The 23,707-nt window shown below is 50.0% G+C and carries 27 protein-coding genes; 12 read left to right on the top strand and 15 right to left on the bottom strand.

Translation table 11 applies throughout. From position 1 onward, the window contains the following. Positions 1–20: 20 nt before the first annotated feature. The 6 genes from ACJJID_RS03410 to ACJJID_RS03385 form a co-directional block, all read right to left on the bottom strand. Entirely contained in the window at positions 21–1,040 is a 1,020-nt protein-coding gene (locus tag ACJJID_RS03410) for a class I fructose-bisphosphate aldolase (RefSeq protein ID WP_444921493.1), read from the bottom strand. Positions 1,041–1,086: 46 nt separating this feature from the next. Continuing rightward, on the bottom strand, positions 1,087–2,565 hold the full coding sequence (glpK, locus tag ACJJID_RS03405) for a glycerol kinase GlpK (protein WP_444921492.1): 1,479 nt from the start codon (positions 2,563–2,565) through the stop codon (positions 1,087–1,089). Positions 2,566–2,664: 99 nt separating this feature from the next. Then, entirely contained in the window at positions 2,665–3,153 is a 489-nt protein-coding gene (locus ACJJID_RS03400; protein ID WP_152452356.1) for a regulatory protein RecX, read from the bottom strand. Next, positions 3,154–4,188, bottom strand: coding sequence for a recombinase RecA (gene recA, locus ACJJID_RS03395; RefSeq protein ID WP_444921491.1), 1,035 nt, complete (start codon positions 4,186–4,188; stop codon positions 3,154–3,156). A gap of 112 nt (positions 4,189–4,300) precedes the next feature. After that, on the bottom strand, positions 4,301–4,384 hold the full coding sequence (locus ACJJID_RS03390) for a twin-arginine translocation signal domain-containing protein (RefSeq protein WP_444922601.1): 84 nt from the start codon (positions 4,382–4,384) through the stop codon (positions 4,301–4,303). Between the two features lie 3 nt (positions 4,385–4,387). Next, on the bottom strand, positions 4,388–4,903 hold the full coding sequence (locus tag ACJJID_RS03385) for a CinA family protein (RefSeq protein WP_444921490.1): 516 nt from the start codon (positions 4,901–4,903) through the stop codon (positions 4,388–4,390). Positions 4,904–5,515: 612 nt separating this feature from the next. Here ACJJID_RS03385 and ACJJID_RS03380 point away from each other — a divergent pair. Then, complete coding sequence (locus ACJJID_RS03380) at positions 5,516–7,543, top strand: glycoside hydrolase family 16 protein (protein ID WP_444921489.1); 2,028 nt, start codon at positions 5,516–5,518, stop codon at positions 7,541–7,543. A gap of 509 nt (positions 7,544–8,052) precedes the next feature. Here ACJJID_RS03380 and ACJJID_RS03375 read toward each other — a convergent pair. Beyond that, positions 8,053–8,301, bottom strand: a complete 249-nt coding sequence (locus ACJJID_RS03375) for a hypothetical protein (RefSeq protein ID WP_444921488.1) — start codon at positions 8,299–8,301, stop codon at positions 8,053–8,055. Between ACJJID_RS03375 and ACJJID_RS03370 the strand changes: the two genes are divergently transcribed. Beyond that, a complete protein-coding gene (locus ACJJID_RS03370) occupies positions 8,212–8,397 on the top strand; it encodes a discoidin domain-containing protein (protein WP_444922600.1) in 186 nt (61 codons plus the stop codon). The genes ACJJID_RS03375 and ACJJID_RS03370 overlap by 90 nt on opposite strands. Positions 8,398–8,718: 321 nt before the next feature. On the opposite strand, the gene ACJJID_RS03365 is transcribed toward ACJJID_RS03370, so the two are convergent. Further along, positions 8,719–9,153 (bottom strand): GNAT family N-acetyltransferase, encoded by a 435-nt coding sequence (locus ACJJID_RS03365; RefSeq protein WP_444921487.1) that lies wholly within the window; start codon positions 9,151–9,153, stop codon positions 8,719–8,721. A gap of 27 nt (positions 9,154–9,180) precedes the next feature. On the opposite strand from ACJJID_RS03365, the gene ACJJID_RS03360 reads away from it, so the two are divergent. Then, positions 9,181–9,780: a tRNA-uridine aminocarboxypropyltransferase gene (locus ACJJID_RS03360; protein WP_444921486.1), complete on the top strand. Its 600-nt coding sequence runs from the start codon at positions 9,181–9,183 to the stop codon at positions 9,778–9,780. 136 nt (positions 9,781–9,916) lie between these two features. Here the strand turns inward: ACJJID_RS03360 and ACJJID_RS03355 are convergent, their stop codons facing one another. The 4 genes from ACJJID_RS03355 to ACJJID_RS03340 all read right to left on the bottom strand — a co-directional run bounded on the left by ACJJID_RS03355 (position 9,917) and on the right by ACJJID_RS03340 (position 11,926). Next, a complete protein-coding gene (locus tag ACJJID_RS03355; RefSeq protein ID WP_444921485.1) occupies positions 9,917–10,252 on the bottom strand; it encodes a DMT family transporter in 336 nt (111 codons plus the stop codon). 421 nt (positions 10,253–10,673) lie between these two features. Then, positions 10,674–11,021, bottom strand: a complete 348-nt coding sequence (locus tag ACJJID_RS03350; protein WP_444921484.1) for a hypothetical protein — start codon at positions 11,019–11,021, stop codon at positions 10,674–10,676. Between the two features lie 87 nt (positions 11,022–11,108). Next, positions 11,109–11,438, bottom strand: a complete 330-nt coding sequence (locus ACJJID_RS03345) for a DUF4288 domain-containing protein (protein ID WP_444921483.1) — start codon at positions 11,436–11,438, stop codon at positions 11,109–11,111. A gap of 110 nt (positions 11,439–11,548) precedes the next feature. Then, positions 11,549–11,926, bottom strand: coding sequence for a DUF7674 family protein (locus tag ACJJID_RS03340; RefSeq protein WP_444921482.1), 378 nt, complete (start codon positions 11,924–11,926; stop codon positions 11,549–11,551). A gap of 1,162 nt (positions 11,927–13,088) precedes the next feature. Here ACJJID_RS03340 and mutS point away from each other — a divergent pair. The 4 genes from mutS (at position 13,089) to ACJJID_RS03320 (ending at position 17,203) form a co-directional block, all read left to right on the top strand. Then, complete coding sequence (gene mutS / locus ACJJID_RS03335) at positions 13,089–15,749, top strand: DNA mismatch repair protein MutS (RefSeq protein ID WP_444921481.1); 2,661 nt, start codon at positions 13,089–13,091, stop codon at positions 15,747–15,749. Between the two features lie 137 nt (positions 15,750–15,886). Beyond that, positions 15,887–16,210 (top strand): ferredoxin FdxA, encoded by a 324-nt coding sequence (fdxA, locus tag ACJJID_RS03330; protein WP_020411359.1) that lies wholly within the window; start codon positions 15,887–15,889, stop codon positions 16,208–16,210. Positions 16,211–16,277: 67 nt separating this feature from the next. Beyond that, positions 16,278–16,946, top strand: a complete 669-nt coding sequence (locus ACJJID_RS03325) for a polysaccharide deacetylase family protein (RefSeq protein ID WP_444921480.1) — start codon at positions 16,278–16,280, stop codon at positions 16,944–16,946. An 89-nt stretch (positions 16,947–17,035) separates the two neighbouring features. Then, the gene (locus ACJJID_RS03320) at positions 17,036–17,203 is read left to right on the top strand and encodes a DUF1328 domain-containing protein (protein ID WP_152454369.1); all 168 of its coding nucleotides are present in this window, start codon (positions 17,036–17,038) and stop codon (positions 17,201–17,203) included. A 46-nt stretch (positions 17,204–17,249) separates the two neighbouring features. Here ACJJID_RS03320 and ACJJID_RS03315 read toward each other — a convergent pair whose 3' ends face one another. After that, positions 17,250–17,792, bottom strand: coding sequence for a carboxymuconolactone decarboxylase family protein (locus tag ACJJID_RS03315; protein WP_444921479.1), 543 nt, complete (start codon positions 17,790–17,792; stop codon positions 17,250–17,252). Positions 17,793–17,878: 86 nt separating this feature from the next. Here ACJJID_RS03315 and dinB point away from each other — a divergent pair, with 86 nt between their 5' ends. The 5 genes from dinB to ACJJID_RS03290 all read left to right on the top strand — a co-directional run bounded on the left by dinB (position 17,879) and on the right by ACJJID_RS03290 (position 21,963). Beyond that, positions 17,879–18,958 (top strand): DNA polymerase IV, encoded by a 1,080-nt coding sequence (dinB, locus tag ACJJID_RS03310; protein ID WP_444921478.1) that lies wholly within the window; start codon positions 17,879–17,881, stop codon positions 18,956–18,958. Positions 18,959–19,387: 429 nt separating this feature from the next. Beyond that, entirely contained in the window at positions 19,388–19,909 is a 522-nt protein-coding gene (locus ACJJID_RS03305; RefSeq protein WP_444921477.1) for an RNA polymerase sigma factor, read from the top strand. 13 nt (positions 19,910–19,922) lie between these two features. Next, the gene (locus ACJJID_RS03300) at positions 19,923–20,372 is read left to right on the top strand and encodes a hypothetical protein (RefSeq protein ID WP_152454373.1); all 450 of its coding nucleotides are present in this window, start codon (positions 19,923–19,925) and stop codon (positions 20,370–20,372) included. A gap of 138 nt (positions 20,373–20,510) precedes the next feature. Further along, positions 20,511–21,125, top strand: a complete 615-nt coding sequence (locus ACJJID_RS03295; protein ID WP_444921476.1) for a hypothetical protein — start codon at positions 20,511–20,513, stop codon at positions 21,123–21,125. A gap of 73 nt (positions 21,126–21,198) precedes the next feature. Next, on the top strand, positions 21,199–21,963 hold the full coding sequence (locus tag ACJJID_RS03290; protein WP_444921475.1) for a substrate-binding periplasmic protein: 765 nt from the start codon (positions 21,199–21,201) through the stop codon (positions 21,961–21,963). Between the two features lie 122 nt (positions 21,964–22,085). Here the strand turns inward: ACJJID_RS03290 and ACJJID_RS03285 are convergent, their stop codons facing one another. Then, the gene (locus ACJJID_RS03285) at positions 22,086–22,862 is read right to left on the bottom strand and encodes an SDR family NAD(P)-dependent oxidoreductase (RefSeq protein WP_444921474.1); all 777 of its coding nucleotides are present in this window, start codon (positions 22,860–22,862) and stop codon (positions 22,086–22,088) included. 1 nt (position 22,863) lies between these two features. Beyond that, positions 22,864–23,640, bottom strand: coding sequence for an SDR family oxidoreductase (locus tag ACJJID_RS03280; RefSeq protein WP_444921473.1), 777 nt, complete (start codon positions 23,638–23,640; stop codon positions 22,864–22,866). Positions 23,641–23,707: the final 67 nt, after the last annotated feature.

The following is a 23,707-nucleotide window of genomic DNA, read 5'->3' as shown; positions in this document are numbered from 1 at the left end:
TTATCTCGCTTAACTTGTCTTTAGCCCTCACCTTCAAGGCTATCGCGGTACTTGCCCAACATAGCCAGGTGATTCATACACGCCCGCTTGACCAGCGCCCTTTGCGCCACTTCGATGTTCTCCACCTGACCACTCCAGGCCATTAGCGCTGGCTGCTGGAGCGCCCGCCCATAGGAGAAGCTCAACTGCCAAGAGGCATTGTTGAGCTGATTAAGTGCGTTAAGGTTTTCTGTAGCCTCTTCTGGCCCCTGACCACCTGAGAGAAAATTGATACTAGGCACTGCGGCGGGCACACAGCGCCGCAGGCTGCGCAAGGTATGCTCAGCGACCTCCTGCGGCTCAACTTTAGGCAATTCCGATCCGGGAGTAACCATGCTCGGCTTTAGCAGCATCAACTCCAAGATGACACCATGACGATACAGGGCATGGAAAACGCTGTGCCAAACCTGCTCATTGACAGCAGCGGAGCGTTCGAGATCGTGGTTGCCATCCATAAGTACTTCCGGCTCAACAATCGGCACCAGGCCCTCGGACTGACAGGCAGCCGCGTAGCGAGCCAGCATTTCCGCATTGGCTGTGAGCCCCAATGCTGTGGGGTTATGGGGTGTCACCGGATAGACTTCCCGCCACTTGGCAAATCGTGCCCCCTGCGCCTTATATTCACGCAAACGCTCAATTAGCCCATCGAGCCCATAGGTGATCATATCTCCCCCTGCGCCGGGTAACGGCCCCTTGCCTTTATCGACTTTGATTCCCGGCAAAATGCCCTGTGCGGCCGCCACCTTCGGCAGAGGAGTGCCACCCCGATCACTTTGGCCGAGTGTTTCCTCGAAAAGAATCACTCCACAAACAAAGTCCCCCAGCCCCTCACTCGCCAACAGGGCCGCACGGTAATCTCGGCGGTTTGTTTCAGTCGACTCCACCCCTACCGCAGAAAAGCGCTTGGCGATAGTTCCGCTGCTCTCATCTGCGGCCAGAATCCCGCGCCGGCCATCGACCAGGGAATCTATCGTTGCCTGCAACTCATCTCGAATCGTCATAGAGCACCTCCATGTGCCAAAACCCAGTCAAGGATAGCCGCTTCGATCAAAAAGCTTTACAGGCCGCGACCGCTCGCTGCCAACCCGCCAGCAAAGACGTTCTTTTTGTTGCAGGCATCCCCGGCAGAAAATCCCGTTCAATCTCCTGCAAACACTCGGGTAACCGGTGAAAATGCCAGAGATCACTGCCAATTCCCGCCAATAGCGCTGCCCCAATCGCCGTGGACTCTATCTGTCTAGGGCGCTCTACACGCAGGTCGGAAATATCAGACTGAAACTGCATCAGGAAATTGTTTGCACTGGCCCCGCCATCGACACGCATATGAGTGATATCGACCCCCAGGGCCTCCTCCATAAGCCGCGCCAGCTCATCACTCTGGTAGGCGATAGACTCGAGGGTGGCACGGACCACTTCTGCGCGTCCCGCGCCCCGGCTCAATCCACATAGGGTTCCCCGCGCCGATGAGTCCCAGTGCGGGGCACCCAAACCACTAAACGCCGGCACTAAATACACACCACGGGTATTGGGGATGCTCTGCGCGATAATTTCGGTATCGACAGCCTGTTGAATCAGCCCCATTTCATCCCGCAGCCACTGTATTGCAGAGCCCGCGGTGAAAACCGACCCCTCAACCGCATAGGCCGGTGAGCCATGGATATCACAGGCGATGGTGGCAAGCAGACCACGGGGCGGATCGGGCCGCTTATCACCGGCATAGGCCAGCATAAAACAGCCTGTGCCATAGGTATTTTTGATATCTCCAGGATTGGTGCACCCTTGACCAAACAGGGCCGCCTGCTGGTCTCCGGCCACCCCACAAATGGGCGCACTAATTCCGGCAAAGGCCGCGGGGTCTGTATCAGCAAAGTGCCCTGCGGATGGCCTGATCTCAGGCAGAATGGATTCGGGGCATTCGAACAGCGCCAGTAATTCCGGGTCCCAGCGCTTTTGCTCCAAGTTGTATAGCAAGGTGCGACTTGCGTTCGTGTGATCGGTCAAGTGCGCGCGGGCACCGCTCATTTTCCAGATTAACCAACTATCTACCGTGCCAAAACACAGATCCCCCCTGCGGGCACGCGCCTGCAATTCCGGCTGCTCGCGAAACAGCCACAATAGTTTGCTGGCAGAAAAGTAAGCATCCAGCAGCAGTCCGCTGCGCTGGCGCAGCCATTCGGATTTCCCTTCGGCGGCAAACTCTGCGCAAATGCCTGCCGAGCGCCGACACTGCCAGACAATCGCCCGATGTACCGGCTCACCTGTGTGCCGGTCCCACAGGATCGTGGTCTCCCTCTGGTTGGTGATACCCACCGCCTTTATATCGGACGCGCGAATCCCGGCACGCTGCAGAGCCGCGGCACAAACACGCTGGGTGACCTGCCAAATTTCCTCGGCATCCTGCTCGACCCATCCGGGCTCTGGATAGTAATTGGGAATCTCTGAATAGCTGCGGCCCACCAGGGCTCCACCACTATCAAAAACAAAGGCCGTGGTGCCCGTAGTGCCCTGATCAATGGACAGGATCATAAAGTCTCTCACGCTTATTATTTTTTCTCTCACTACCCTGTAGCCCGGCTGGGAAGCATAGCTTCCGCACTCCAAGCAAGCATGAGAGTATAAGCGTGGTTACTCTTCGTCCAGCGCCCAACCGATGGCGTCGGAAGGGAAACCGCGGTAAGCCAGGTAGCGCTGGCGGCGTGCGCGCTCTTTCATCTGCTGCTCACGCGGCAACGCCAAATCAATCGGCGACCGGTATTTACGCTGCAGCTGCTCAAGCGCCAAGGCAAACCAATCCACCTCCAACTGCTCCAGCGCCTGGGATAACAGCCCAGCGGAAATACCGCGCTGCTGCAATTCCTGGCGGATACGCAGGGGCCCCTGGCCACGCTGAACGCGAGAGCGGGCAAAGACTTCGGCGAAGCGCTGATCAGACTGATAGTTGAGTTCTTGCAGGCGCTCGAATAGCGCATCGAAATCGGCATCGGGGAACTTACCCACCAGCTTCTGCCTCAGCTCGAGACGGGAGTGCTCGCGGCGGGTAAGCAGCTCAAGCGCCGCGCCGAAAAGCGCTTGAGCCGGGTCAGCGGTGAAAGCCGCTTTTGAGGAAAAAGACACTTACTCTTCCGGCAGTTCCACAGCTTCTGCGGGGCTGGCCGGCACTAGGTCACCTAACAGTTGAGCGCGCAGCTGGCCTTCAATCTCGCTGCGGATATCCGGGTTTTCACGCAGGAACTTGGTGGCATTAGCCTTGCCCTGACCAATCTTGTCGCCCTTGTAGCTATACCAGGCGCCAGCCTTGTCAACCAAGCCCAACTTCACACCATAATCGACGATTTCACCAATCATATTGATGCCTTCGCCGTACATAATCTGGAATTCGGTCTGCTTGAAGGGTGGAGCCACCTTGTTCTTCACCACCTTCACACGGGTCTCGTTACCCACCACTTCATCGCCATCCTTCACCGAGCCGATACGGCGGATGTCCAGACGCACAGAAGAGTAGAACTTGAGGGCATTACCGCCAGTGGTGGTCTCCGGAGAGCCAAACATCACACCGATCTTCATACGAATCTGGTTGATAAAGATCGCCAGGGTGTTGGTGTTTTTAATATTGCCCGTCAGCTTGCGCAGTGCCTGGGACATCAGGCGGGCCTGCAGGCCAACATGGGAGTCGCCCATTTCCCCCTCAATCTCAGCGCGCGGGGTCAAGGCCGCCACAGAGTCCACAACCAATACATCTACAGCACCGGAGCGCACCAGCATATCTGCCACTTCCAGGGCCTGCTCACCGGTATCCGGCTGGGAGACGATCAGCTCATCCACATTTACACCCAGCTTCTCGGCATAAATCGGGTCCAGGGCATGCTCCGCATCCACGAAAGCACAGGTGCCGCCTTTGCGCTGAGCCTCGGCAATCACTTGCAGGGTCAGGGTGGTTTTACCAGAGGACTCCGGGCCATAGATCTCGACGATACGGCCGCGTGGCAGACCGCCTATACCGAGCGCCACATCCAGGCCGAGGGAGCCAGTAGAGATTGCGGGGATGCGCTCGCGCTCTTTATCCCCCATGCGCATCACTGTGCCCTTGCCAAACTGGCGTTCGATCTGCGACAGTGCCGCCTTCAATGCCTTGTCTTTATTGGAATCCATGACCATTCCCGTATTTCTGAGCTGTGTTGAGTGGAGGCAAGCTTATCGAAGGATTACTGTATAGGCAACCAGTAATTCCGGCACAACCAGTACCACTCTTGCCAGTATAGAATCACAGCCCCCTAGCCGGCACAATCCCGCTGCCACAAAGGCAAACAGACCCGATGCCCTTCAAGAATGCCCTCCTAGATAGCACGCCCTAAACGGGGTGGTCATCCAGAATTGCCAGCATACCCTTGATAGCCTCCACCACCGTTTGAGCCTGCACGGTGGTGCGATCCCCTTGAAAGTGGAAACAGCGGGCATCAATCTGAACTGGCTCCTGCCCTTCCGCATGGGCCCAGGCAATCCACACGGTCCCCACCGGCTTTTCCTCAGTGCCTCCATTGGGCCCCGCAATACCGCTTACTGCCACAGAAAGGTTGGCATCCATCATAGCCAGCACCCCGCAAGCCATCTGCCGGGCAACTGGCTCGCTGACCGCACCAAACAGCTTCAAGTCCTTAACGTCCACCCCCAATACACTGTGCTTGATACGATCGGCATAACTGACGATGGAGCCGTCAAACCAATTGGACGCGCCGGAAATGGAGGTTATCGCCGCTGCAATCGCGCCACCGGTGCAGGACTCCGCAGAAGTCGCAAACCAGTGGCGCTTTCCCAGCTCCTCACCAAGCTGCTGTGCCAACATCGTTATCTCGCCATGATCAACCATTTTTCTTCCCGTTATTTATCTCTCTCGGCAACCATCCGCCAGGGCGACGTAAATATCACCGGATGATATGCGGTAGAAGGCGGCCCTACTATCCAGCTTATAATTTTCCAGCGCCAGGCCATAGCACATAGAATATCAACTTTTTCATGGACGGAATAAAGATAATAAGATTCCAGAAGCGACAGTGTAGTTACAACAACTACAGTCAGAATAGAAATGGATTTAAAAAACTAGTTTAAAGCACAAGCCACTCAATCAAACCAAAGGAAAAAGTCTCCTATATAGATATTTAATTCTCACCGCAATTTGGCTTTTATGGCATTAAAGTCTATCTCTAAGACTCTTTCTGAAAACTTCAATAGAAACAACCCCGCAGCTGACTAAAAATTTTCACATCACTCGTATGCGGCAAGTAGGACCGACCTCACGATAAAGGGGTAGAACTGTTACCCCAGCACAATCGGTTATTTGTTAGGCTTTGATCGGTGCCAATAAAACTCAACCAAAAAATACTTTTCATTAAATCAACGGCACTCACTGCGATCACAAAACGCCAAATAACAATATTATTAAAACGGCATTCCTTATAAAAACCAACAAAGAAAACAAATTATGCTAGTTAAACAGTCAGCGATGGCACTGGCCATTCTCGGTATCTGTGCATCTCCATTAACCACCGCAAAAACCTTAATCTGGGAGGATAATTTCGATAATGACAGTATTGATAAGTCTATCTGGACCTACGATGTAGGCAGCTGGGGTTGGGGCAATAATGAACTGCAAAATTACACTGATAATAGTGATAACTCCTATATAGAGAATGGTAATCTGGTGATTCAAGCCCTGCGTAACAGTGACGGCAGTTTTACATCTGCTCGCCTAAAAACATTGGGCCGACTCTCTTATAAATACGGCTCAATAGAAGCCCGAATCAAACTACCCGACCTCAATGCCGGACTCTGGCCGGCTTTTTGGCAGCTCGGTAATAACTATGGTCAGGCCGGTTGGCCGGCCTGTGGTGAACTGGATATCCTCGAAGCCGGCATGGCGGAGGCACTTAATAGCGGCAGTGTGAATTCAGCTATCTCTGGCGCTTTTCATTGGCATCACGAATCCGATGACTACACCGGGCAGGCAGACTACGGCCAAAGCAAAAACCTTATTGAAGATTTTGGTTCTAGCAGCGACTTAACCGAGGACTATCATATCTTCGGCATGACCTGGACTCCCGACAGTATTACGATGTGGGTAGACGATGAAGCCAATGAGATAATCAGTATTGGGAGTGAGGATCCGGCGTTCGACGAATTTCGCCAAGAACACTTCCTGATCCTCAATCTCGCTGTGGGAGGCATTTTTCCTCAGATTTTCACCGATGAAGAAATCACTGCGCCGATGCCCGCCAAAATGTATGTGGACTATGTCCGTATTTATGATAATGACGACAGCAATTACAGCACTGAAATCACCCTGGCCAAAAACAGCGCAAAAACCGGCAACCTCGGTATATACGGTGACAATGAGAATATCACCGAATCTCTAGAACTCGGGACCGATACCGAGCTCTATGTTTGGAACAATATGGAGTCCATTGCAAGCCTGGAAGACAGTGAAGCACTGGAATTCAATATTGCTGCCGGCGACTGGTTTGGCATGGGCTTTTGGATGCACTACGACCTGAACATGATGCACTACCAAAATGGCCACCTAAACCTACGTATCAAGACCACCAGCACCGAAACCATCGGTATTGGCATTGCCAGTACCGGCAGCGGTAGCGATACCTGGGTTGATTTGGTCGATGGCGGTGAAGCTTATGGGTTAAAGCGCGATGGTGAATGGCACCAGGTCAGCATTCCGCTAAGCAAATATGCGGTGGATTTTCACACCATTAGTCAGGCCCTAATGATTCGTGGTGGCGCACCTGCAGAGAACTTCATCCTGGCCATTGATGACATTTACTTCAGTGAGGGAGAAACAAAGACCATCCCCGCTGGCATCTTTTCCCTATACAGCGAAACTGCCGAGAGCGATTCCACTTTTGAGCTGGGTACCGACGGCAATCTATACGTCTGGGAAAGCACACTGGTGGAAGCCCCTCAATCCCCATTCGAGGGAGAAAAGTCCCTTTCCTACCAGTCCTCTGGAGCTGGTTGGTTTGGCATGGCATTTACCGCCGATAGTTACTACGACCTGTCCGCTTTCGACAACGATACCGCCACACTAAATTTTGCCCTCAAAACCAATAGCGATACCCCCTTCAAGATTGGTATGAAAAGTGGCAGCATCAATGATGTTGAACAAAAATGGATCGAATTTAACAGCGGCTCCGCCCCCTATGGGTTCATCCGTGATGGTCAATGGCATCAGGTGTCCATCCCTATCAACGATTTCAGCGATGAAGTTGATATGACTAACGTGATTCAACTCTTCGAACTACTAGGAATTGAAGGAAATATCGACGCTATTGAAATCGATGACATCTATTTTTCCAGTGGAACAGCAGAATCCAACTGCCAGCGCCCACCCCGCAAATGCCGCCCACATCATAGGCGACATAAGCACCCTAAAGGAAAATGCAAACCCTGCGGCCCCCGCCCACCGAAAAATGGCTCCAGGCACACGGTAATTGAAGGGTAAGAAAAGCCAAACTCCGTTTCTGAGCATATAGCGTCCAAGTAGTGATTCACTTAACAATGAAATAGATGAATATTCATCTATTTCATTGTCGCCCATCGTTAACGAGAACTTGTTGAGCCTTAGCACTGTAACAAGCCAGAACTGTCTAAAACAATAAGTACATATTTACTAGACCTGCCTTCTCCAACCCCAACCAAGAAAAACCAATAGAAATAACCGTTATTTCTACAAAATTCCGCAAATACAAGCTTTTTCTTTTCTCTGGGATAGGGCGAATCCCAATTACGACAGAAAGGCTCTAGGAGCTTTCATTTGGAATTTCTGTTTTGCTAGGTTTCCCAGCCGGGAACTAATTAAACTATCAGATAAAAACAATAAACATTCAAATCAAAGGTGATACTTTTGGTCTGTAACGAGATGGCCAGCGGCATCAAATCTCTATCCTTCTAAGTGATTTCAGTGATGAAGTAGGTGTGTCTAACATAATCCAACTATTTCAGCTCTTGGAGCTAGATGGAGAAATCATTGATATCAAAATCGGTAATATCTAATTTTCTGGAGGCAGCGACAGCGATCCTGGTGGCAATACCGATAATAACGACAATTCCAGTGGAGAAGATAACAGTGAAGATGGCTCCAATAACGATGATGAACCGGATAATAAAGACCTGACTGCCCAAGCTATCATCACCGCCAGCAGTGAAATCCAGCCCATCGCCAATGACGGCAATACAAATACCCGCTGGGAGAGTGCTCACGGCCTGGATAGAGTCAACTTAATCTATGATCTTGGCACACGGCAGGCTATCAGCTCAGTAACTATCGACTGGGAGACCGCCAATACCACCGCCTAAACCTTACTTGGCAGTACCGATGGCAATAACTGGAGCACAATCCAACCCCTTTCTGAATTAAGTACTGTCGAACGTCGAGACTCAATCAGTGTAGACAGCAACTACCGCTATTTAAAAATTGACTATATAGAGTGCAGCACAATATGCGGATATTCCATCTGGGAGATCAACGTTCTCTAAATAAGTGGGGTACAGCCTTGGTCTCGTGCCCCCCGCTTATTACCTGCCCGTAAAAAACTTTAGTTTCATTAAATCGGTATAATGAAATTACATAAATCTAGGATTTACTTCTAAAGTGGAAATAAATATCTATTGATTCAACTATCGGTAGACCATTGCCAAAATTGAACGTCCCTGATCCAAATAACTTTGGTACAGTTCGGCAACGGGTGTAGCCAGCGCTTCTACATCAACCCGCTCAAAGCCCAATGACAAATAAAAAGACTCTAAGTGGACATAGGGAAATGTATAGGTATCCCCACCAAAGCGCTCACCTAGCAGTGTTAACAGCAGTCGAGCAACGCCCTGCCCCCGATGTTCGGGGGCCACCGCAACTCCCGCCAGCAGTTTAAAGGTTTTATATCTGCGCAAGTATCCACAGCCAACTACCTCACCACGCTCGCTACGCACTACGGCACAATCCTCGTGACGTTTGGCTTTGCCACGAAATCCATGCATGCGATAGAATTTGTTTGCCAGTGGAATCTCAATATCTGCCAGCCACTGAACCTTATAAGAAGGCTGTGTGATCCCCATAAATCTGCCTGTACCCAGTAGTCAAAAATGCCCAGAGAAACCTGTAATACCTGTTTGCGCCCACCCAAAGTTTGCTATTGCAGTGCCCTGGTGAGCCTTGCCAGTACCATAAGAGTGGTGATCATACAGCACCCGCAAGAGGAGAAGCACCCATTCAATACCGGGCACATGGCACACCTATGCCTGAGTAACAGCGAGCTGATGGTTACTGAAACGTTATCTAAGTATCAGCTAGATACCCTGCTCAGTGACCCTTCAGCACTACTCTACCCTTCACTGAACTGGCTACCTGACAGTACCGAACTCAATGAGAATCGTCATCTAGGGGAAAACAGGCAAGCAACCGTCAAACAGCTAATCGTGATCGATGCTACCTGGAAGAAATCAAAAAAAATTCTCCACCTAAACCCTTTACTGCAAAAACTTCCACGGATCAACCTTAATGGTGGCCTGGAATCAAATTACACAATCCGCAAGACTTCTATTGCCAATGGCCTATCAACCATTGAGAGTATCGCCACTGCAATGCAGCTGCTTGAACAAAGTGATATTTTTTTAAGATTACTGGAGCCATTCGAAAAAATGATTGCTTTGCAACAGAAAAGTTACACTGTCGAGCCAGCCTGAGAATTAGCTCAGCTGATAAACCATAGCTATCCAATAGTTTCCTGAATCACTCACAAGTGTTCTTAATTTTTCTCATAGAAGAGCTTGTCTGCCCCCATACTCCACGACGGCTAAAATTGCCAACCCCATTTTGTATTTAACCACCGCTCACACTCCGGGAAAATAGATTTATTACTATAACCCCCAAGACGATAAGAGCTATACCTAAAGCCGCTCCCCAATCAAGCCTTTGCCCAAAGAAAACAAAGCCGACCAGAGTAATTAGCGCAACACCTACCCCAGACCACACTGCATACGCGACACCAACCGGAATGGTCCTCAATGAAATAGAGAGCAAATAAAATGCAATACCATAAGATATGACCACTATTATCGATGGAATAATCTTAGAGAACCCATCTGAGTTTTTTAGAAATGACGTACCCACGACTTCAGCAACAATCGCCATGGAGAGATAAACCCAATGTGACATTCAATCTTCCTATTTAAATAGCTAACCAGATTCTGGAAAACAGATCATTCTCTCTATGCTGACCCACATACAAATGTGACCACATCAATACACGCAGGCCAGATACTCAACAATGACTCTATTGAAACTCCATTTGCAATAATAAGAACAAATATTTAACCACTACTAAGGAGCATTACATTTGGATACCTTTCACTTGCCCATTCATGACATAAATCGGAAAGATATTACGTTAAATATTCTTCAATCAGTTGATTAGTGAGTGCGACCACTCTAACTTTAAACTCTGTTGAGTATTCAACAACACGTTTTTCGCTCAATATTTTCGGCATTTTCTCCTACCCTATTCAAAAGGTAGGCGTCTACTCCATAGGGGAAGGTTTCCCGGCGCCGCAAGTCGCGAAGTTCATGGCTTGTTAAGTTATCTACCCACCTCAAACTCGAAGGTATATATGTGATCTTTAACCTGAACCGGATTAACATGGTTCGCAGGTGCTGAAAACTTTGCCTTTTTAACAGCCACTTCTACTTGGTGAACATTGAGGCTTGATGGTTTGACTGAGATGATGTGGTAGTTTCCTACGCGCTCGTCCTCTCCTATGTCAAGTAGGGTCTTCACCAACGCTTGGGTCTTCTGGCCATCATACTGCTGATCAATCAAGAAGCTATTGAACTGCACCAAACTGGGCGGAGATGTGACATTTGGAAGACAGGCATACGCCCTTGCCGAAAAAATCAGAATTACTATAAGGCTTGGTATTTTCTTCATAATTTAACACCTCAATAATGGGCCGGAACGCAGCGGCAAAGCCGCGGAGTGGAGGTCCGGCCCCGCAGGGCGCCATTGATTGATTTATTATGCGTTTTCAGGGTGGTATGTATACTTTTCATAGCGCTCCCTATAAAAGTCATTGAGAGTCAAATCAGCCTCATACAACTCTGACCAAACTTCATACCCATCAATTAGGGCATCACCATCTTGCTTATAGGCTATCTGTTCGGGATGGAGATCAAAGTCACAATCCTTGGCATAGTCTTCAGCTTCTAGCTCAGCTTTCTTATGGGCTTCTTCGAACGATTTGGCCCTGAAGAGCACAACACGCTCTTCAAAAACATTGATGCCCTTAGAATTGACTCCAAAATGATAAAGGCTTCTTACTCCAAACCATTCCATACTTTCACTCATGACGCATAACGCTTGCATGTGCGGCCGAAGTGGAACTGCAAAGCAGTGTAACGGAGGTCCAAGCCCAGCTTGCTGGGCTGATGCACCATGCGCTTGTTATAAGCTTACATCTAATCACTACTTACATTACCTGCTCCCCAAAACTCATAGACTTTTTTCCACCATCTTTTAGATTCTGGCAGCAAATATTTTTCTACTTGTTCAGGAACATTCATACCTACAATGTTTATATTTTGAAGATCTTCAAGCATGCCGACGGTTGCAGCCTCTTTTACGTAATCATCGCCTTCAATATGCCACCGTTCAATTACAGAGAAAATCGCCTTTAACTCTGCATCCTTCGACTGAGATATCAGTTCAGAAATATAACGGGCTAGATCTGCTAGTACAAAATATAGAGGAAGCTCTTCATCGTCTTTCCATTCTTCAATAAATTCGTCCCAAAATGGTTTGAAGCCCTCAGATACGCCCAATATAGGCTCAATCATGCCGTCTCTTGAAATCATAGCCTGATCTATTCTTGCTTATAACGCCCAAAGCAGCCACGCAGCTTACTGCGTCGGTTGCCTTTGCTTGTTATGGTTTTACTTGTTTGATGCATGCGCCTTGTACGCTGTTCGCATTTTTCTTAGAGCAGTGAAGCCGATGGTTCCGGCAAATAATCCAAACCCAGCCCATATCAAAGCTGAAATTTGATATCCAAGCTCTGAGACCCCGTTGTTGATTAATCCCAGGATGTACGCGAAAAAAAACCTACACCTGCCAACAATAGGAAACCCTAGCAAATACAAAGTAGAGATAAGTCAATAGCGAGTATCAATTTTCATGTGAAACCATGACAGTTAATTCAAAAGAAGCGTCTCTATATCACCCTTCTATATAGTTCTAAAGCCTTCAACCAAAATCATCTTAAATAGCCCATAAAATCAAAGGCTACACCAGTCGGCATAAATTCAAACAGGTAGATATATAGCAGCTTCTTTAAAATTCCAACCTTTCTATGCTTTATATCATTTTTCAGCCCACTTAAAAATCAACAACTTAGACAAGTTCCCCAAGAAATAGGAGAAGCTTCTCTTTAATTCTGATATATGCAACAGGACATAGCGTTCAATACTGTATTTTTCTATTTGATGATGCCTATGTGTCTAAATTGAAAGCGTAAGCAGCCGCTTTGATGAGTTTCTTTGCTCACGCTTACGATGAGAACACAATAAAAGTTAGCCGGAATTAAATGCTATTACTTTCGTAGGTTACATCCTGCCAATGGAGGATGTATGGCTATAGGAAGCTATCCCATAAGTTAAAACCCTTACTCCCCAGTGAAAACTCCTCCCCCAAAATTGAGATACTGCAATTCATTCCTCTTGTTGGTGATTAGCCATCCGTAGTGGTTTGCCCCCCACTCTGCTATTCTGCTCCCCCTTAAAGAAGCCCTTCGAACTTTGGGCTGGGCCTCTCGGTTCAGTTCAGCCTCGATTGTGTGCTTCAGGAACATCAGGCTTGGGCTTACTGTTCGATTTTTGAGCGGACTTTTCCATTAAGCCCCTAAACATGCCTACCCTCAACCTCGACCTAAGCTGACTGCACTTCCTGCGGGGCTTACGAGGTTTGCGAACACTTTTGTAACTTATTGATTTTCTTAGAAAAATGCCAAAAACCGCAACCAAGACCAAGGCCGCGAAACCCGAACACACCCCAATGATGCAGCAATTTTTACGCATCAAAGCCCAGCACCCACAGGAGCTGGTGTTCTATCGCATGGGGGATTTCTACGAGCTGTTCTATGACGATGCCAAGAAGGCCGCGGAGCTGTTAGATGTCACCCTGACCGCGCGGGGCAAATCTGGTGGTGAGCCAATTCCCATGGCGGGCATTCCCTACCATGCGGCCGAGGGTTATTTAGCGCGCTTGATCAAGGCCGGAGTGTCTGTTGCCATTTGCGAACAGATTGGCGACCCGGCAACCAGTAAGGGACCGGTTGAGCGGCAGGTGGTGCGTATTGTCACGCCCGGTACTGTTACCGATGAGGCGCTGTTGAACGACCGCCGCGATAACCTGCTGGCAGCTATTTCTCACTTAGGCGATATATTCGGTCTCGCGCTCTTGGACTTGGCGACCGGTCGCTTTGTGGTTCAGGAGACTGATACCCTGGAATCCCTGGCCGAACAGGTTCAGCGACACAACCCAGCTGAATTACTCGCGCCAGAAGACCTCACTCTGCCGGTAGAAATTCAGCGCCGCGCCGGTGTGCGCCGACGTGCGCCCTGGGAGTTTGAGCTGGAAACCGCCCTGCGCCTACTCAATCAGCAGTTTGGCACTATGAATCTGGAAGCCTTTGGTTGCAGCCATATGCACGGTGCCATAGTGGCCGCTGGCTGCTTGCTGCAATATGCACGGGATACCCAACGCACCGAGCTACCCCATATTCGCGGCCTGCATACCGAGAGCGGCGACGAAACCGTTGCTCTCGATGGCGCCAGTCGCCGCAACCTGGAAATCGACCTGAACCTGAATGGCGGCGATGACAATACCCTGCTGTCTGTTTTCGACAGCTGCAAAACCGCCATGGGTAGCCGCCTTCTGCGCCGCTGGTTGAACAACCCGCTGCGCCAGCTCACTACGCTGCGCAACCGTCAGGATGCCATTGCTGCGCTGATTGAAGAGTATGGTTTCGAATCCCTGCGTGATGCCCTGAAACCCGTGGGTGATATGGAGCGCATTCTGGGTCGCTTGGCACTGCGTTCCGCACGCCCACGCGACTTGGCAAGGCTGGGGCAGTCTTTGGCGCAGTTCCCCGAAATCCAAGAACAGCTAGCGGATTCGAGTGCCTCCCTACTCAAAGAGCTTTGCGGTCAGATCGGTGAATGGCCGGAAACCGTTGAGTTGTTGCAAAAAGCGATTATTGAAAACCCGCCTGTGGTAATACGCGATGGCGGTGTCATCGCTACCGGCTACGATGAAGAGCTCGATGAGTTACGCGCTATTAGCGAGAACGCGGGCGATTACTTGGTTCAACTGGAGCTTCAGGAAAAAGAGCGCACTGGTATCCCCACATTGAAGGTGGGTTACAACCGAGTGCATGGCTATTTTATTGAAATTAGCCGCGGCCAGAGTGACAAGGCACCGGCGGAATATATCCGCCGCCAGACCCTAAAGAATGCCGAGCGTTTTATTACGCCCGAATTGAAAGAGTTCGAGGATAAAGCACTCTCCGCCAAGAGCCGTGCCCTGGCGCGGGAGAAGGCCCTCTATGAGGCGCTGATCAATCAGCTGAATGAATCCCTGGCAGAGCTGCAAGCCGCAGCGGCCGGCGTTTCAGAACTGGATGTTCTGGCTTGTTTGGCCGAACGTGCCGATGACCTGCGCCTCTGCCGCCCCGAACTGGGTACTGAACCGGGCCTGCATATCAGTGGTGGTCGTCACCCGGTGGTGGAACAGGTATTGGATGAGCCCTTTGTGGCCAACGATATCGAACTGCGCGACGATCGCCGTATGCTGGTGATTACTGGCCCAAACATGGGTGGTAAATCTACCTATATGCGCCAGACTGCACTGATTGCTTTACTGGCACATTGCGGCAGTTATGTCCCCGCAGACAGTGCCCAGATCGGCCTACTAGACCGCATCTTCACCCGCATCGGCAGCGCCGATGATTTGGCCGGGGGTCGCTCCACCTTTATGGTGGAGATGACCGAAACCGCGAATATCCTGCGCAATGCCAGCGAACACAGTCTGGTGCTGATGGATGAAATCGGCCGCGGTACCAGCACCTACGATGGTCTTTCCCTGGCCTGGGCCTGCGCCCACTACCTGGCCGGAGAAGTGCGCGCATTCACCCTGTTCGCCACCCATTACTTCGAGCTGACCGATCTGCCTAACCAGTGTGCGGAAGCGGCCAATATCCACTTGGATGCCACCGAACACGGCGAGGGCATCGTCTTCCTGCACCGCATCCAGGAAGGACCCGCGTCCAAGAGTTACGGCTTGCAGGTGGCCAAACTGGCGGGTATTCCAGCGGATGTACTGACCGAGGCCCGCGCTCGCTTGGCAGCGCTGGAAGCCGGCGCCCAATCGGTAGATGTACCCGCAGCTGTTTCTAAACCTGATGCAACGCCTAAACAGGAACCTGAAGCGGTTGTGACTCCGTCGGTTTTAGCGCCAGTTCAGCCCGGCTCTCCCCAACAGGTCGACCTGTTCGGCAGCCCCAGCCATCCGGCCGTGGATGCCCTCGAAGAGCTGGACCCGGATGATATGACGCCACGCCAAGCGCTCGAGGCGCTTTATGCGTTACGCAAGTTATTGAAGTAAAAGGCTGGGCGACTTATGTCGCCCAGTGCAACTTGTTATAAACAGTGAACTAAATCGACTGAAAAGCCACTACAATTCGCGCCAGTAATTGATAAAATCCGTGCACGAAAGAATCAGTGCACTATTGAGGGACAATCATGACATTCGTAATTGGGGAAAATTGCATTAAGTGCAAATACACCGACTGTGTAGAAGTTTGCCCGGTAGACTGTTTTTACGAAGGCCCCAACTTCCTGGTGATCCATCCTGACGAGTGTATCGACTGCGCCCTGTGCGAGCCGGAGTGCCCCGCCAATGCGATTTTCTCCGAGGACGAAGTGCCCGACGATCAACAGGAGTATATCGAGCTAAACGCTGAACTCGCTGAGGTTTGGCCCAATATCACCGAGAAAAAAGACCCCCTGCCGGACGCCGAAGAGTGGGATGGCAAGAAGGGCAAGCTCGAACTTCTCGAGCGATAACAAAACACAAAAAAGCCGTCTCAGACGGCTTTTTTCTTTTCTGGGTCAGAGAAAGCTGGATTAGCAAATGAGAATAATAATAACTGCGATTTCGAGTATATTCTTATGTCTATCTATCACAGTATCTGCCAAATCCAACGAGGGGAAACGCATCGCCCTCGCTTTTAGCGGGGGGCCAGTACCAGGTGCAACTGAGTCTCTACTCAAACAGCTAGAAACCCTGCAAATACCTGCGACATTCTTTCTGGTGGGCAAAGAGATGGAGCGCTTCCCCAAACAGACTCGCTCCATTATCAATGCCGGCCATCAGCTGGGAAATCACGGTTATTCCTATATCGACCTGGCAAGCCTGCCACTAAGCAGCGCCAAAGCCGAAATAAAAAAAACCTGTAAGTTATTGCAGCACCATGGATATCAGGAAAGGCCAACGATCCTGCCCCCTTTTGGTAGCCTCTCGGAAGAGCTGGGTAGTCTATTGGCCGCGCAGAATTTTCAGGTGGCCCAGTGGGACTTGGAGCCGCATCTGCATGTCGATATGAATAACCCCGACGCCATCGCCGACTATATCGTCCAGAATGCCAAAGATGGCAGTGTGGTTATGCTGCACCCAATGTATGAACACGGCAAAGAAGTGGCGGAGGCGCTGCCGCTGATCTATACACAGGTCACAGAACAGGGGTTTTACTTTGTCAGCCTGGCGCAGATCACTGATACTGGCAGTGTCGGAAATTTGTAATTACCGTCTCAATACACTACCAATTAAGTCGTTGGGAGTCGGCCCCCAAAGTACTACCTCCGGTTCCCTTATCTTATATGGAGACCACCATGATACGTTGGGCCATTATCTTCCTGGTGATTGCGCTGATTGCCGCCTTTTTTGGCTTTAGCGGTGTTGCATCCACGGCAACAGAGATCGCCAAAATCCTGTTCTTTATCTTTATTGTACTTTTTGTCCTGGCATTGATCTTCGGCAGGGGTCGACCACCTAAGTAGAGCTTCTGAAGTATTCTACTGGCCAAACCCCGGCACCTTGCCGGGGTTATTTCTGGTGCGGAGTCCTGGTAGGCACAAGACTCAACGCTTCTGCCAAATGGTTAAAACCCAACACCAACTCCATCACCCCCAAAGCCTCCAGTAGCTCGTCGTCTCCCGCCCCCAGCTTCCGTGCCTCCGCAATAAGGTGTTGCCGGTGATCATCTGGTGCCTTATTGGCGTTGCGGGCCAGATCAAATAACGCGTGCTCCTTCTCGGAAAAGTGCACATGCTTTGGATCGGTCCGAATACGCATCACCTCATCAGGGGTAACCCCAAGCATTTGCAGGGAGGTGCTGTGGTGATAAATGCCATAGTCACAATGGTTATCCGCAGAAACCGCCAAGCCAATAGCTTCTTTCAACTGAGCCGACAGGCAGCCGTGCAGCATCACCGCCTTGAACTTCTGCCAATTGGCCAATAACAGCCCCTCATGGTGGGCATAAATCCTAAATAGACTGGGAATTCCACCCAGTTCATCCTGTATTTCCGCAAATACCCTGGAAGCCTCTTCCGAATCAGGGGTCTCCACTAAAGGGATACTGCTCATCACTCACCTTCCTGCTATCCAGCTGTCTATTGCCTACTGGCAGAAATAACTTCCTGGCGTCACAAAACACTGTATATAATCACAGCATGAGAAAGATCATCCACTGCGACTGCGATTGTTTTTACGCTTCGGTCGAAATGCGAGACGATCCCAATCTCCGTGGGCGCCCGCTCGCTGTTGGCGGTAGCAGTGATCGCCGCGGAGTCATCTCCACCTGCAACTATGAGGCCCGCAGTTATGGTGTCCGCTCCGCCATGCCCACCGCTCAGGCCAAGAAACTCTGTCCTGATTTGATTGTAGTACCCGGTAACATGGCCAAATACCGGGAAGTCAGCCACCAGATTCGCGAGATTTTCCTCGATTACTGTGACGATATTGAGCCACTTTCCTTGGATGAAGCATTTCTCGATGTCAGTAATAGCGGTCGCTGCCACGGTAGCGCTACTTTGATGGCCGAGGAAATCCGCCAGAGGGTTAGAGAGACCCTTGGTATTACTATCTCCGCCGGAGTTGCCCCCAATAAATTCCTGGCCAAGATCGCCAGTGACTGGCGTAAACCCGACGGGCTTACGGTGATCACCCCTGAAGAGGTTGATCAATTCGTATTGCGTTTGCCGGTAAACAAGATTCATGGCGTAGGCCGCGTCACGGCAGAGAAAATGCACCGCCAGGGTATCCATACCTGCGCCGACCTGCGGCATTATTCCCAGGTAGAGTTAAGTAAAACCTTTGGCAAGTTTGGGCGCCGCCTCTACGAACTGAGCCGAGGTATCGACGATCGCCCGGTGAGCGGGGATGGCTCCCGCAAGAGTGTCAGTGTGGAGCGCACCTTTAACAAGAATCTCTGTGAATATGATGACTGGCTAGAAGAAATGACGAGCTTATATATGCGCCTACTGGAACGGCTGGAAAAACTCGGCGATCGTTATGAAGTAAATGGCGCCACCGTAAAGGTAAAGTATGCCGATTTTTCCCAGAGTACCCATGAGCGCAACAGTCGTGCAGGGCGTATTTCTGAGTTTCGTCAATTGCTGCAAGAGTGCTGGGATAAACGCTCCACTCCTATTCGCCTTCTAGGCGTGGGGCTAAGACTCACGGACTTACGCGCCGGACGCGGCCCATTGCAACTTCCTCTCCCCCTACCAGATTTGCCAATACATCATTAACTTGGCCATTCCTTAGGCAGGATACTTTTCACAAATTATTCATTCTGAACTTTCCAGATCAGTCGCGCTTTCCAACAAACCACACACCTACCGTTATTCAAAAACGTCCTTATTAATAAAGAATAACTTGTAATAATAAAAAATTATCCGCCATTTTAATAAAGATGAAAGGCTTAACACGCCAAGCGACCGTTTATCAAGATATGGCGTTACCCGTTACCCTCTGTAAGCCCCTGAAGAGCTGGGCCATCTATACTTCGCAGGCCAAGAGAACTCGGCTTACTCAAAAACCAATAGAAATCCCGCTCGTTCTCAAAGGTGCCAAGTTTAACGTTTATACCGACTACAATTTTTATGATCAATGACGCATAAACCCAGGCCTAAGCCATCTCTGGCTTGCGGGTTACCTGCGTACGGAGGCACGACATTTTGTCTCGCAAAGTGTTCCAACATTATTCCGATGAGAAGCTGCTCGATCACTACCGGGAGACTCGTCGGCTTGCTGCTTTTGAGCCACTGTATAACCGACACAAGGATGCCCTCTACCGTTACTGCATCCAGATGGCACCAAATTCCACCACACAATTATTGCAGGCTCTGTGGCAAAGCATTCTGGAGAATCCTCCGCAACTCCACGGTCGGCTATTTAAAAACTGGCTGTTTATTCAAATCAATAAGTCCCTGCAGAAGCAAACAGTCAGCAGTCCCCAACCTCAGATATTAGAGGGGGAAAATAAGGTTATCGCAGCCATTCAGAAACTCCCCAAACTTCAACGCAACGTGCTGTTGCTACACATGGAGTGCAAGCTCTCCCTGGCTGCAGTAGCAGATATAGAGCGTATATCACTGAAAAAATGTAGAGAATATTACCAATTAGCTCGGCAGCAAATTGAAACCCTGATTTACGGATCTCAAGCACAACCCTGGCAAGTGGAGGCCATTAAAGAGTGATAGAGGTAGAAGCATGAGTAACTGGGAGCACCAATACCGCGAAGAGGCGTCAGCTTTTACCTCACCGCAACAGTTAGATTCTGAAGTCTTACTACAGGCAAAGGGCTACCAGCCGAAAAAGGATATAGGCCGGATGCTATCCGGTACCTCGCTGAGTTGCGCTCTAGTGACCGCTTTATTGATGTTGGCACACCCGGCACAGCACCTCGGTGCCAGGACTCCCGCAATGACTCAAAATAGTGAGTTTCAACTTGCCACCCAGGAAATAGCCCAGTGGCAACCCCCTCCCCCAGAACCCGAAATACAGGACGATCCCTGGCAAACACTGCGCAGCCAGGTCAATGCCGAAAACTATGTTGCTCTCTGCCAGGAATGGCGACAACAACAAAATAATATTGCGGAGCAAGACTTGCCCCGCGAACTGCGAAAAGCTGCCCAGAAGCGCTGTCGTATTCTGCCCTAGCGAGAGGAGTTGAAACGTTTGTTGTGCCCAGTTTCAGTCGCAGCAGTATTCGGAAAGTGCACAAGCAACACTGGACGGCTAAGTAAACTGTATATCCTAGAGAGTTACGCCCCTTCTGAGTAGTGCAGTTGTACAGCAATGTCCCTGACTATTAACAGTGTCCCCAGCGCACAAAACTTGGTATCAAAAAATACATTGGCGGTGGCCGGCTTTTACGGTGCCGGTGGTCCAAACGCCGGGGACAACCAGTCGCTCAACGCCTGGGTCTCACACATGGGGGGAGCCATGTTCAGCCCCTTAGCCAAAAGACAGGCAAGACAATATCTTATTCATGGGGCTTCACAGGGAAAGTTTCTGATATTAGTAGGTTACAGTCGGGGGGGAACCGCTGCTATTAAATTAGCAAATGTTCTCGGACGCCTGGGAATTAGCCTGAGTCACCTGGTCATTTTCGATGCACACAGTGTCTTCGATAACAAAACCTTTAAACTGAGATACAACAATATCGGCCAAGCACATAACTTCTTCCAGAGAAACCCGAGAAGTGCTGGCCAATACGGCTGGTGGGGAATAAACCCTTACTGGGGATGTCCCTTACAATCGAATTACATAGAGGTACAGCAAATAGATTTTACCGGGGATTATTTCAAGACAGGTATTTTAGTTTCCCACCTCAACATTGTCCGTCAGTCACTAGCTGCTTTACCTTCGGCATCGAACCAAGAACACCTAGCGCAATCTCTACCGACCTAAAATGACCAATGAACGCTCAATGATTCAATATCAATGATCCCTGGAAAAGCAATGCTCGCTCAAGGAGTCAAATATGGAAAGCAGGCATTTAAACACCTTGATTCTATGGGTTATTTTATTATTTTCAGCACCCTGCACTACTGCTAAAGAGTTGAAAGTTGCCATATCTGAGGATGCTCCCCCCTATGTTATGGATCACGCAAAAAGCGGCTTGGAAATTGAGGTCATCTCACAATCCCTCTCAGGGTATTCTATAGCGTTTGCTCAAATGGGTTGGGGAGAAATACAAGGTGCAATTGATCGTGGTATCGCCGATGCTGAAGCCAATGTTCATGAAGCCAGCAAAAATTTATTCTACTCAAAAGACTATATTGCCTTTATAAATTACGCCATTAGCAAGAAAAAAGACAATATCACCATAAACAGTGTCAGTGATTTAGCCGGACATCCAATCATTACCTGGCAGGGTGCCCACCGGGATCTCGGCCCCGAGTTCCAGGCGCTGTTCTCACCTGGTTCACCAACTAGTCATAACTATATTGAGCTACAAAGCTCACAAGAGCAGGTGGAAAAGTTCTGGCAGGAGGAAGGTGCAATCATTGTCATAGATATCAGCATATTTTCCTACCTCTCAAAACAAAGTGGACATTCACTGGAAGCGGTATCCCTACACAACTTCAAAATGCCTACCACAAAATTCAAAATGGCATTCAAAAAGGAAGAGGACAGGAACACCTTCGATCTTGGCCTCAGTAAACTCTGCAGCAGTGGCGCTTATAGAGAACTCTTGAGAAAGTACGGGGTGACACCAGCGGCCGATGTCTGCCCCCCAAAATAGAAGTAGAGATTATAAGCTAACTTTTAAAAGCGAACTAAAGTCCACTATAAAATCCACTAAAGGAGCGGGGGTCTGCCACTTTAGCCATTTACCAACTCTTTAGCTTTAAATCACTCCTATCCTCAATATGCCGATAAACCGCCATCCACCGCCAGTGCCTGACCGGTAACATAAGTCATCTTCGGGGAGAGTAGCATCAACATAGCTGCTACCACTTCTTCCGCCTCACCAAGACGCTTCATCGGACAACCTTCGGCAAGAAAAGCCTGAATATCTTCCGGGCTGGCCCCAGGGGCTTCCACAGAGGTCACCATGGGCGTCAGGCAATAGAATGGGCAGATGGCATTCACCCGAATACCGTACTTGGCGTTTTCCATCGCTGCAGTTTTGGTCAGTCCAATAACCCCATGCTTGGCGGCAGCATAGGAGGCAATTTTGGGTGCGCCACCCAGCCCAGCCATAGAGGAAACATTGAGTATCACACCGCCACGATCTTTCATTAATGGCAGCTGGTGCTTGAGGCCGAAAAATACGCCCTTTAGGTTTACATTGTATTGAAGGTCCATCATTGCTTCGTCAGTCTGCTTCAGGGACATCATTGGCGGAGCGATACCGGCATTATTAACCGCCATATTCAGGCCACCGAACTCAGACTCAGCCAATCGCACCAGAGCGACACAATCCGCTTCAGAGGAAACATCGCAGCGTTGAGCCCGCACCTCTATACCATCACGACCCAGGTCATCGGCGAGCTGCATCAGGCCCTCTTCATTAATATCACCAAGCACCAAGCGCGCTCCGCGAGATCCCAACTCTTTAGCCAGCAGCTTGCCAAAACCACTGGCGGCGCCGGTAATTAGGGCAACCTGGTTGCCGAAATCCAATATTGGATCTTGCATATTAAATTCCCCCACAGGAAGTCATTCCGCCATCCACCACTACGCATTCGCCCGTTGTGTAACTGGAAGCATCGGAAACTAAGTAGAGTACTGTACCCGCCATCTCTTCCGGTTCGGCGTGACGGTGCATAGGGATATGGCCGATTGCGGTTTTATAAATATCCTCGTGGGTGAAGAGTGCCCCGGCAAACTTGGTTTTGGTCAATCCAGGCAATAGGGCATTAACACGGATATTGAACTGGGCACACTCCTTGGCAAAGGCTTTGGTCATATTGACTACTGCCGCCTTGGTGATGGAATAGATTCCCTGGCCCACACCAGGCTGCAGGGCATTAACCGAGGCAGTATTCACAATCACACCACCGCCCTGCTCGCGCATCAACTTGCCCGCTTCCACAGACATAAAGAAATAGCCACGAATATTCACTTCAACGGTTTTTTCGAAAGCGGCGAGATCGGTATCGAGGATATGGCCAAAGTAAGGATTGGTTGCTGCGTTGTTTACCAGAATATCCAGTCGCCCAAAGCGTTCGCGAACATCGGAAAACATTTTCTGGATATCTTCCATATTGCCGATATGACAGGGCACCGCTTCCGCTTTACCGCCGGCATCGACAATCGCATCGGCAACAGCCTGACAGCCTTCAATTTTTCGGCTGGATACCAGCACATGGGCGCCCTGCTCTGCCAAAAGTTTTGCAATTGCCTCACCAATACCCCGGCTAGCACCGGTTACCAGAGCAATTTTTCCAGTGAGATCAAAAAGATTCTTTGCCATTTTTTATCCTTATCATTTTTCCAAAACACAATAAAAAACGAAATAAATTGTATCGAGATGACCTTCT

This window comes from Microbulbifer sp. CnH-101-G, from assembly GCF_052466775.1.
Note: the sequence above shows the minus strand (reverse complement) of the source record. Positions and strands in the feature narration are given on the sequence as shown.

Bases quoted from the DNA above. Each gene is read 5' to 3' on its own strand.
- fdxA (WP_020411359.1), top strand. From the start codon at position 15,887: ATGACATTCGTAATTGGGGAAAATTGCATTAAGTGCAAATACACCGAC.
- ACJJID_RS03290 (WP_444921475.1), top strand. From the start codon at position 21,199: ATGGAAAGCAGGCATTTAAACACCTTGATTCTATGGGTTATTTTATTA.
- ACJJID_RS03340 (WP_444921482.1), bottom strand. From the start codon at position 11,926: ATGATTGAGCCTATATTGGGCGTATCTGAGGGCTTCAAACCATTTTGG.
- ACJJID_RS03360 (WP_444921486.1), top strand. From the start codon at position 9,181: ATGCCCAGAGAAACCTGTAATACCTGTTTGCGCCCACCCAAAGTTTGC.
- ACJJID_RS03355 (WP_444921485.1), bottom strand. From the start codon at position 10,252: ATGTCACATTGGGTTTATCTCTCCATGGCGATTGTTGCTGAAGTCGTG.
- ACJJID_RS03295 (WP_444921476.1), top strand. From the start codon at position 20,511: ATGTCCCTGACTATTAACAGTGTCCCCAGCGCACAAAACTTGGTATCA.
- glpK (WP_444921492.1), bottom strand. From the start codon at position 2,565: ATGATCCTGTCCATTGATCAGGGCACTACGGGCACCACGGCCTTTGTT.
- ACJJID_RS03350 (WP_444921484.1), bottom strand. From the start codon at position 11,021: ATGAAGAAAATACCAAGCCTTATAGTAATTCTGATTTTTTCGGCAAGG.
- ACJJID_RS03325 (WP_444921480.1), top strand. From the start codon at position 16,278: ATGAGAATAATAATAACTGCGATTTCGAGTATATTCTTATGTCTATCT.
- ACJJID_RS03345 (WP_444921483.1), bottom strand. From the start codon at position 11,438: ATGAGTGAAAGTATGGAATGGTTTGGAGTAAGAAGCCTTTATCATTTT.
- ACJJID_RS03380 (WP_444921489.1), top strand. From the start codon at position 5,516: ATGCTAGTTAAACAGTCAGCGATGGCACTGGCCATTCTCGGTATCTGT.
- ACJJID_RS03285 (WP_444921474.1), bottom strand. From the start codon at position 22,862: ATGCAAGATCCAATATTGGATTTCGGCAACCAGGTTGCCCTAATTACC.
- ACJJID_RS03410 (WP_444921493.1), bottom strand. From the start codon at position 1,040: ATGACGATTCGAGATGAGTTGCAGGCAACGATAGATTCCCTGGTCGAT.
- dinB (WP_444921478.1), top strand. From the start codon at position 17,879: ATGAGAAAGATCATCCACTGCGACTGCGATTGTTTTTACGCTTCGGTC.
- ACJJID_RS03315 (WP_444921479.1), bottom strand. From the start codon at position 17,792: ATGAGCAGTATCCCTTTAGTGGAGACCCCTGATTCGGAAGAGGCTTCC.
- recA (WP_444921491.1), bottom strand. From the start codon at position 4,188: ATGGATTCCAATAAAGACAAGGCATTGAAGGCGGCACTGTCGCAGATC.
- ACJJID_RS03365 (WP_444921487.1), bottom strand. From the start codon at position 9,153: ATGGGGATCACACAGCCTTCTTATAAGGTTCAGTGGCTGGCAGATATT.
- mutS (WP_444921481.1), top strand. From the start codon at position 13,089: ATGCCAAAAACCGCAACCAAGACCAAGGCCGCGAAACCCGAACACACC.
- ACJJID_RS03300 (WP_152454373.1), top strand. From the start codon at position 19,923: ATGAGTAACTGGGAGCACCAATACCGCGAAGAGGCGTCAGCTTTTACC.
- ACJJID_RS03320 (WP_152454369.1), top strand. From the start codon at position 17,036: ATGATACGTTGGGCCATTATCTTCCTGGTGATTGCGCTGATTGCCGCC.
- ACJJID_RS03385 (WP_444921490.1), bottom strand. From the start codon at position 4,903: ATGGTTGATCATGGCGAGATAACGATGTTGGCACAGCAGCTTGGTGAG.
- ACJJID_RS03280 (WP_444921473.1), bottom strand. From the start codon at position 23,640: ATGGCAAAGAATCTTTTTGATCTCACTGGAAAAATTGCTCTGGTAACC.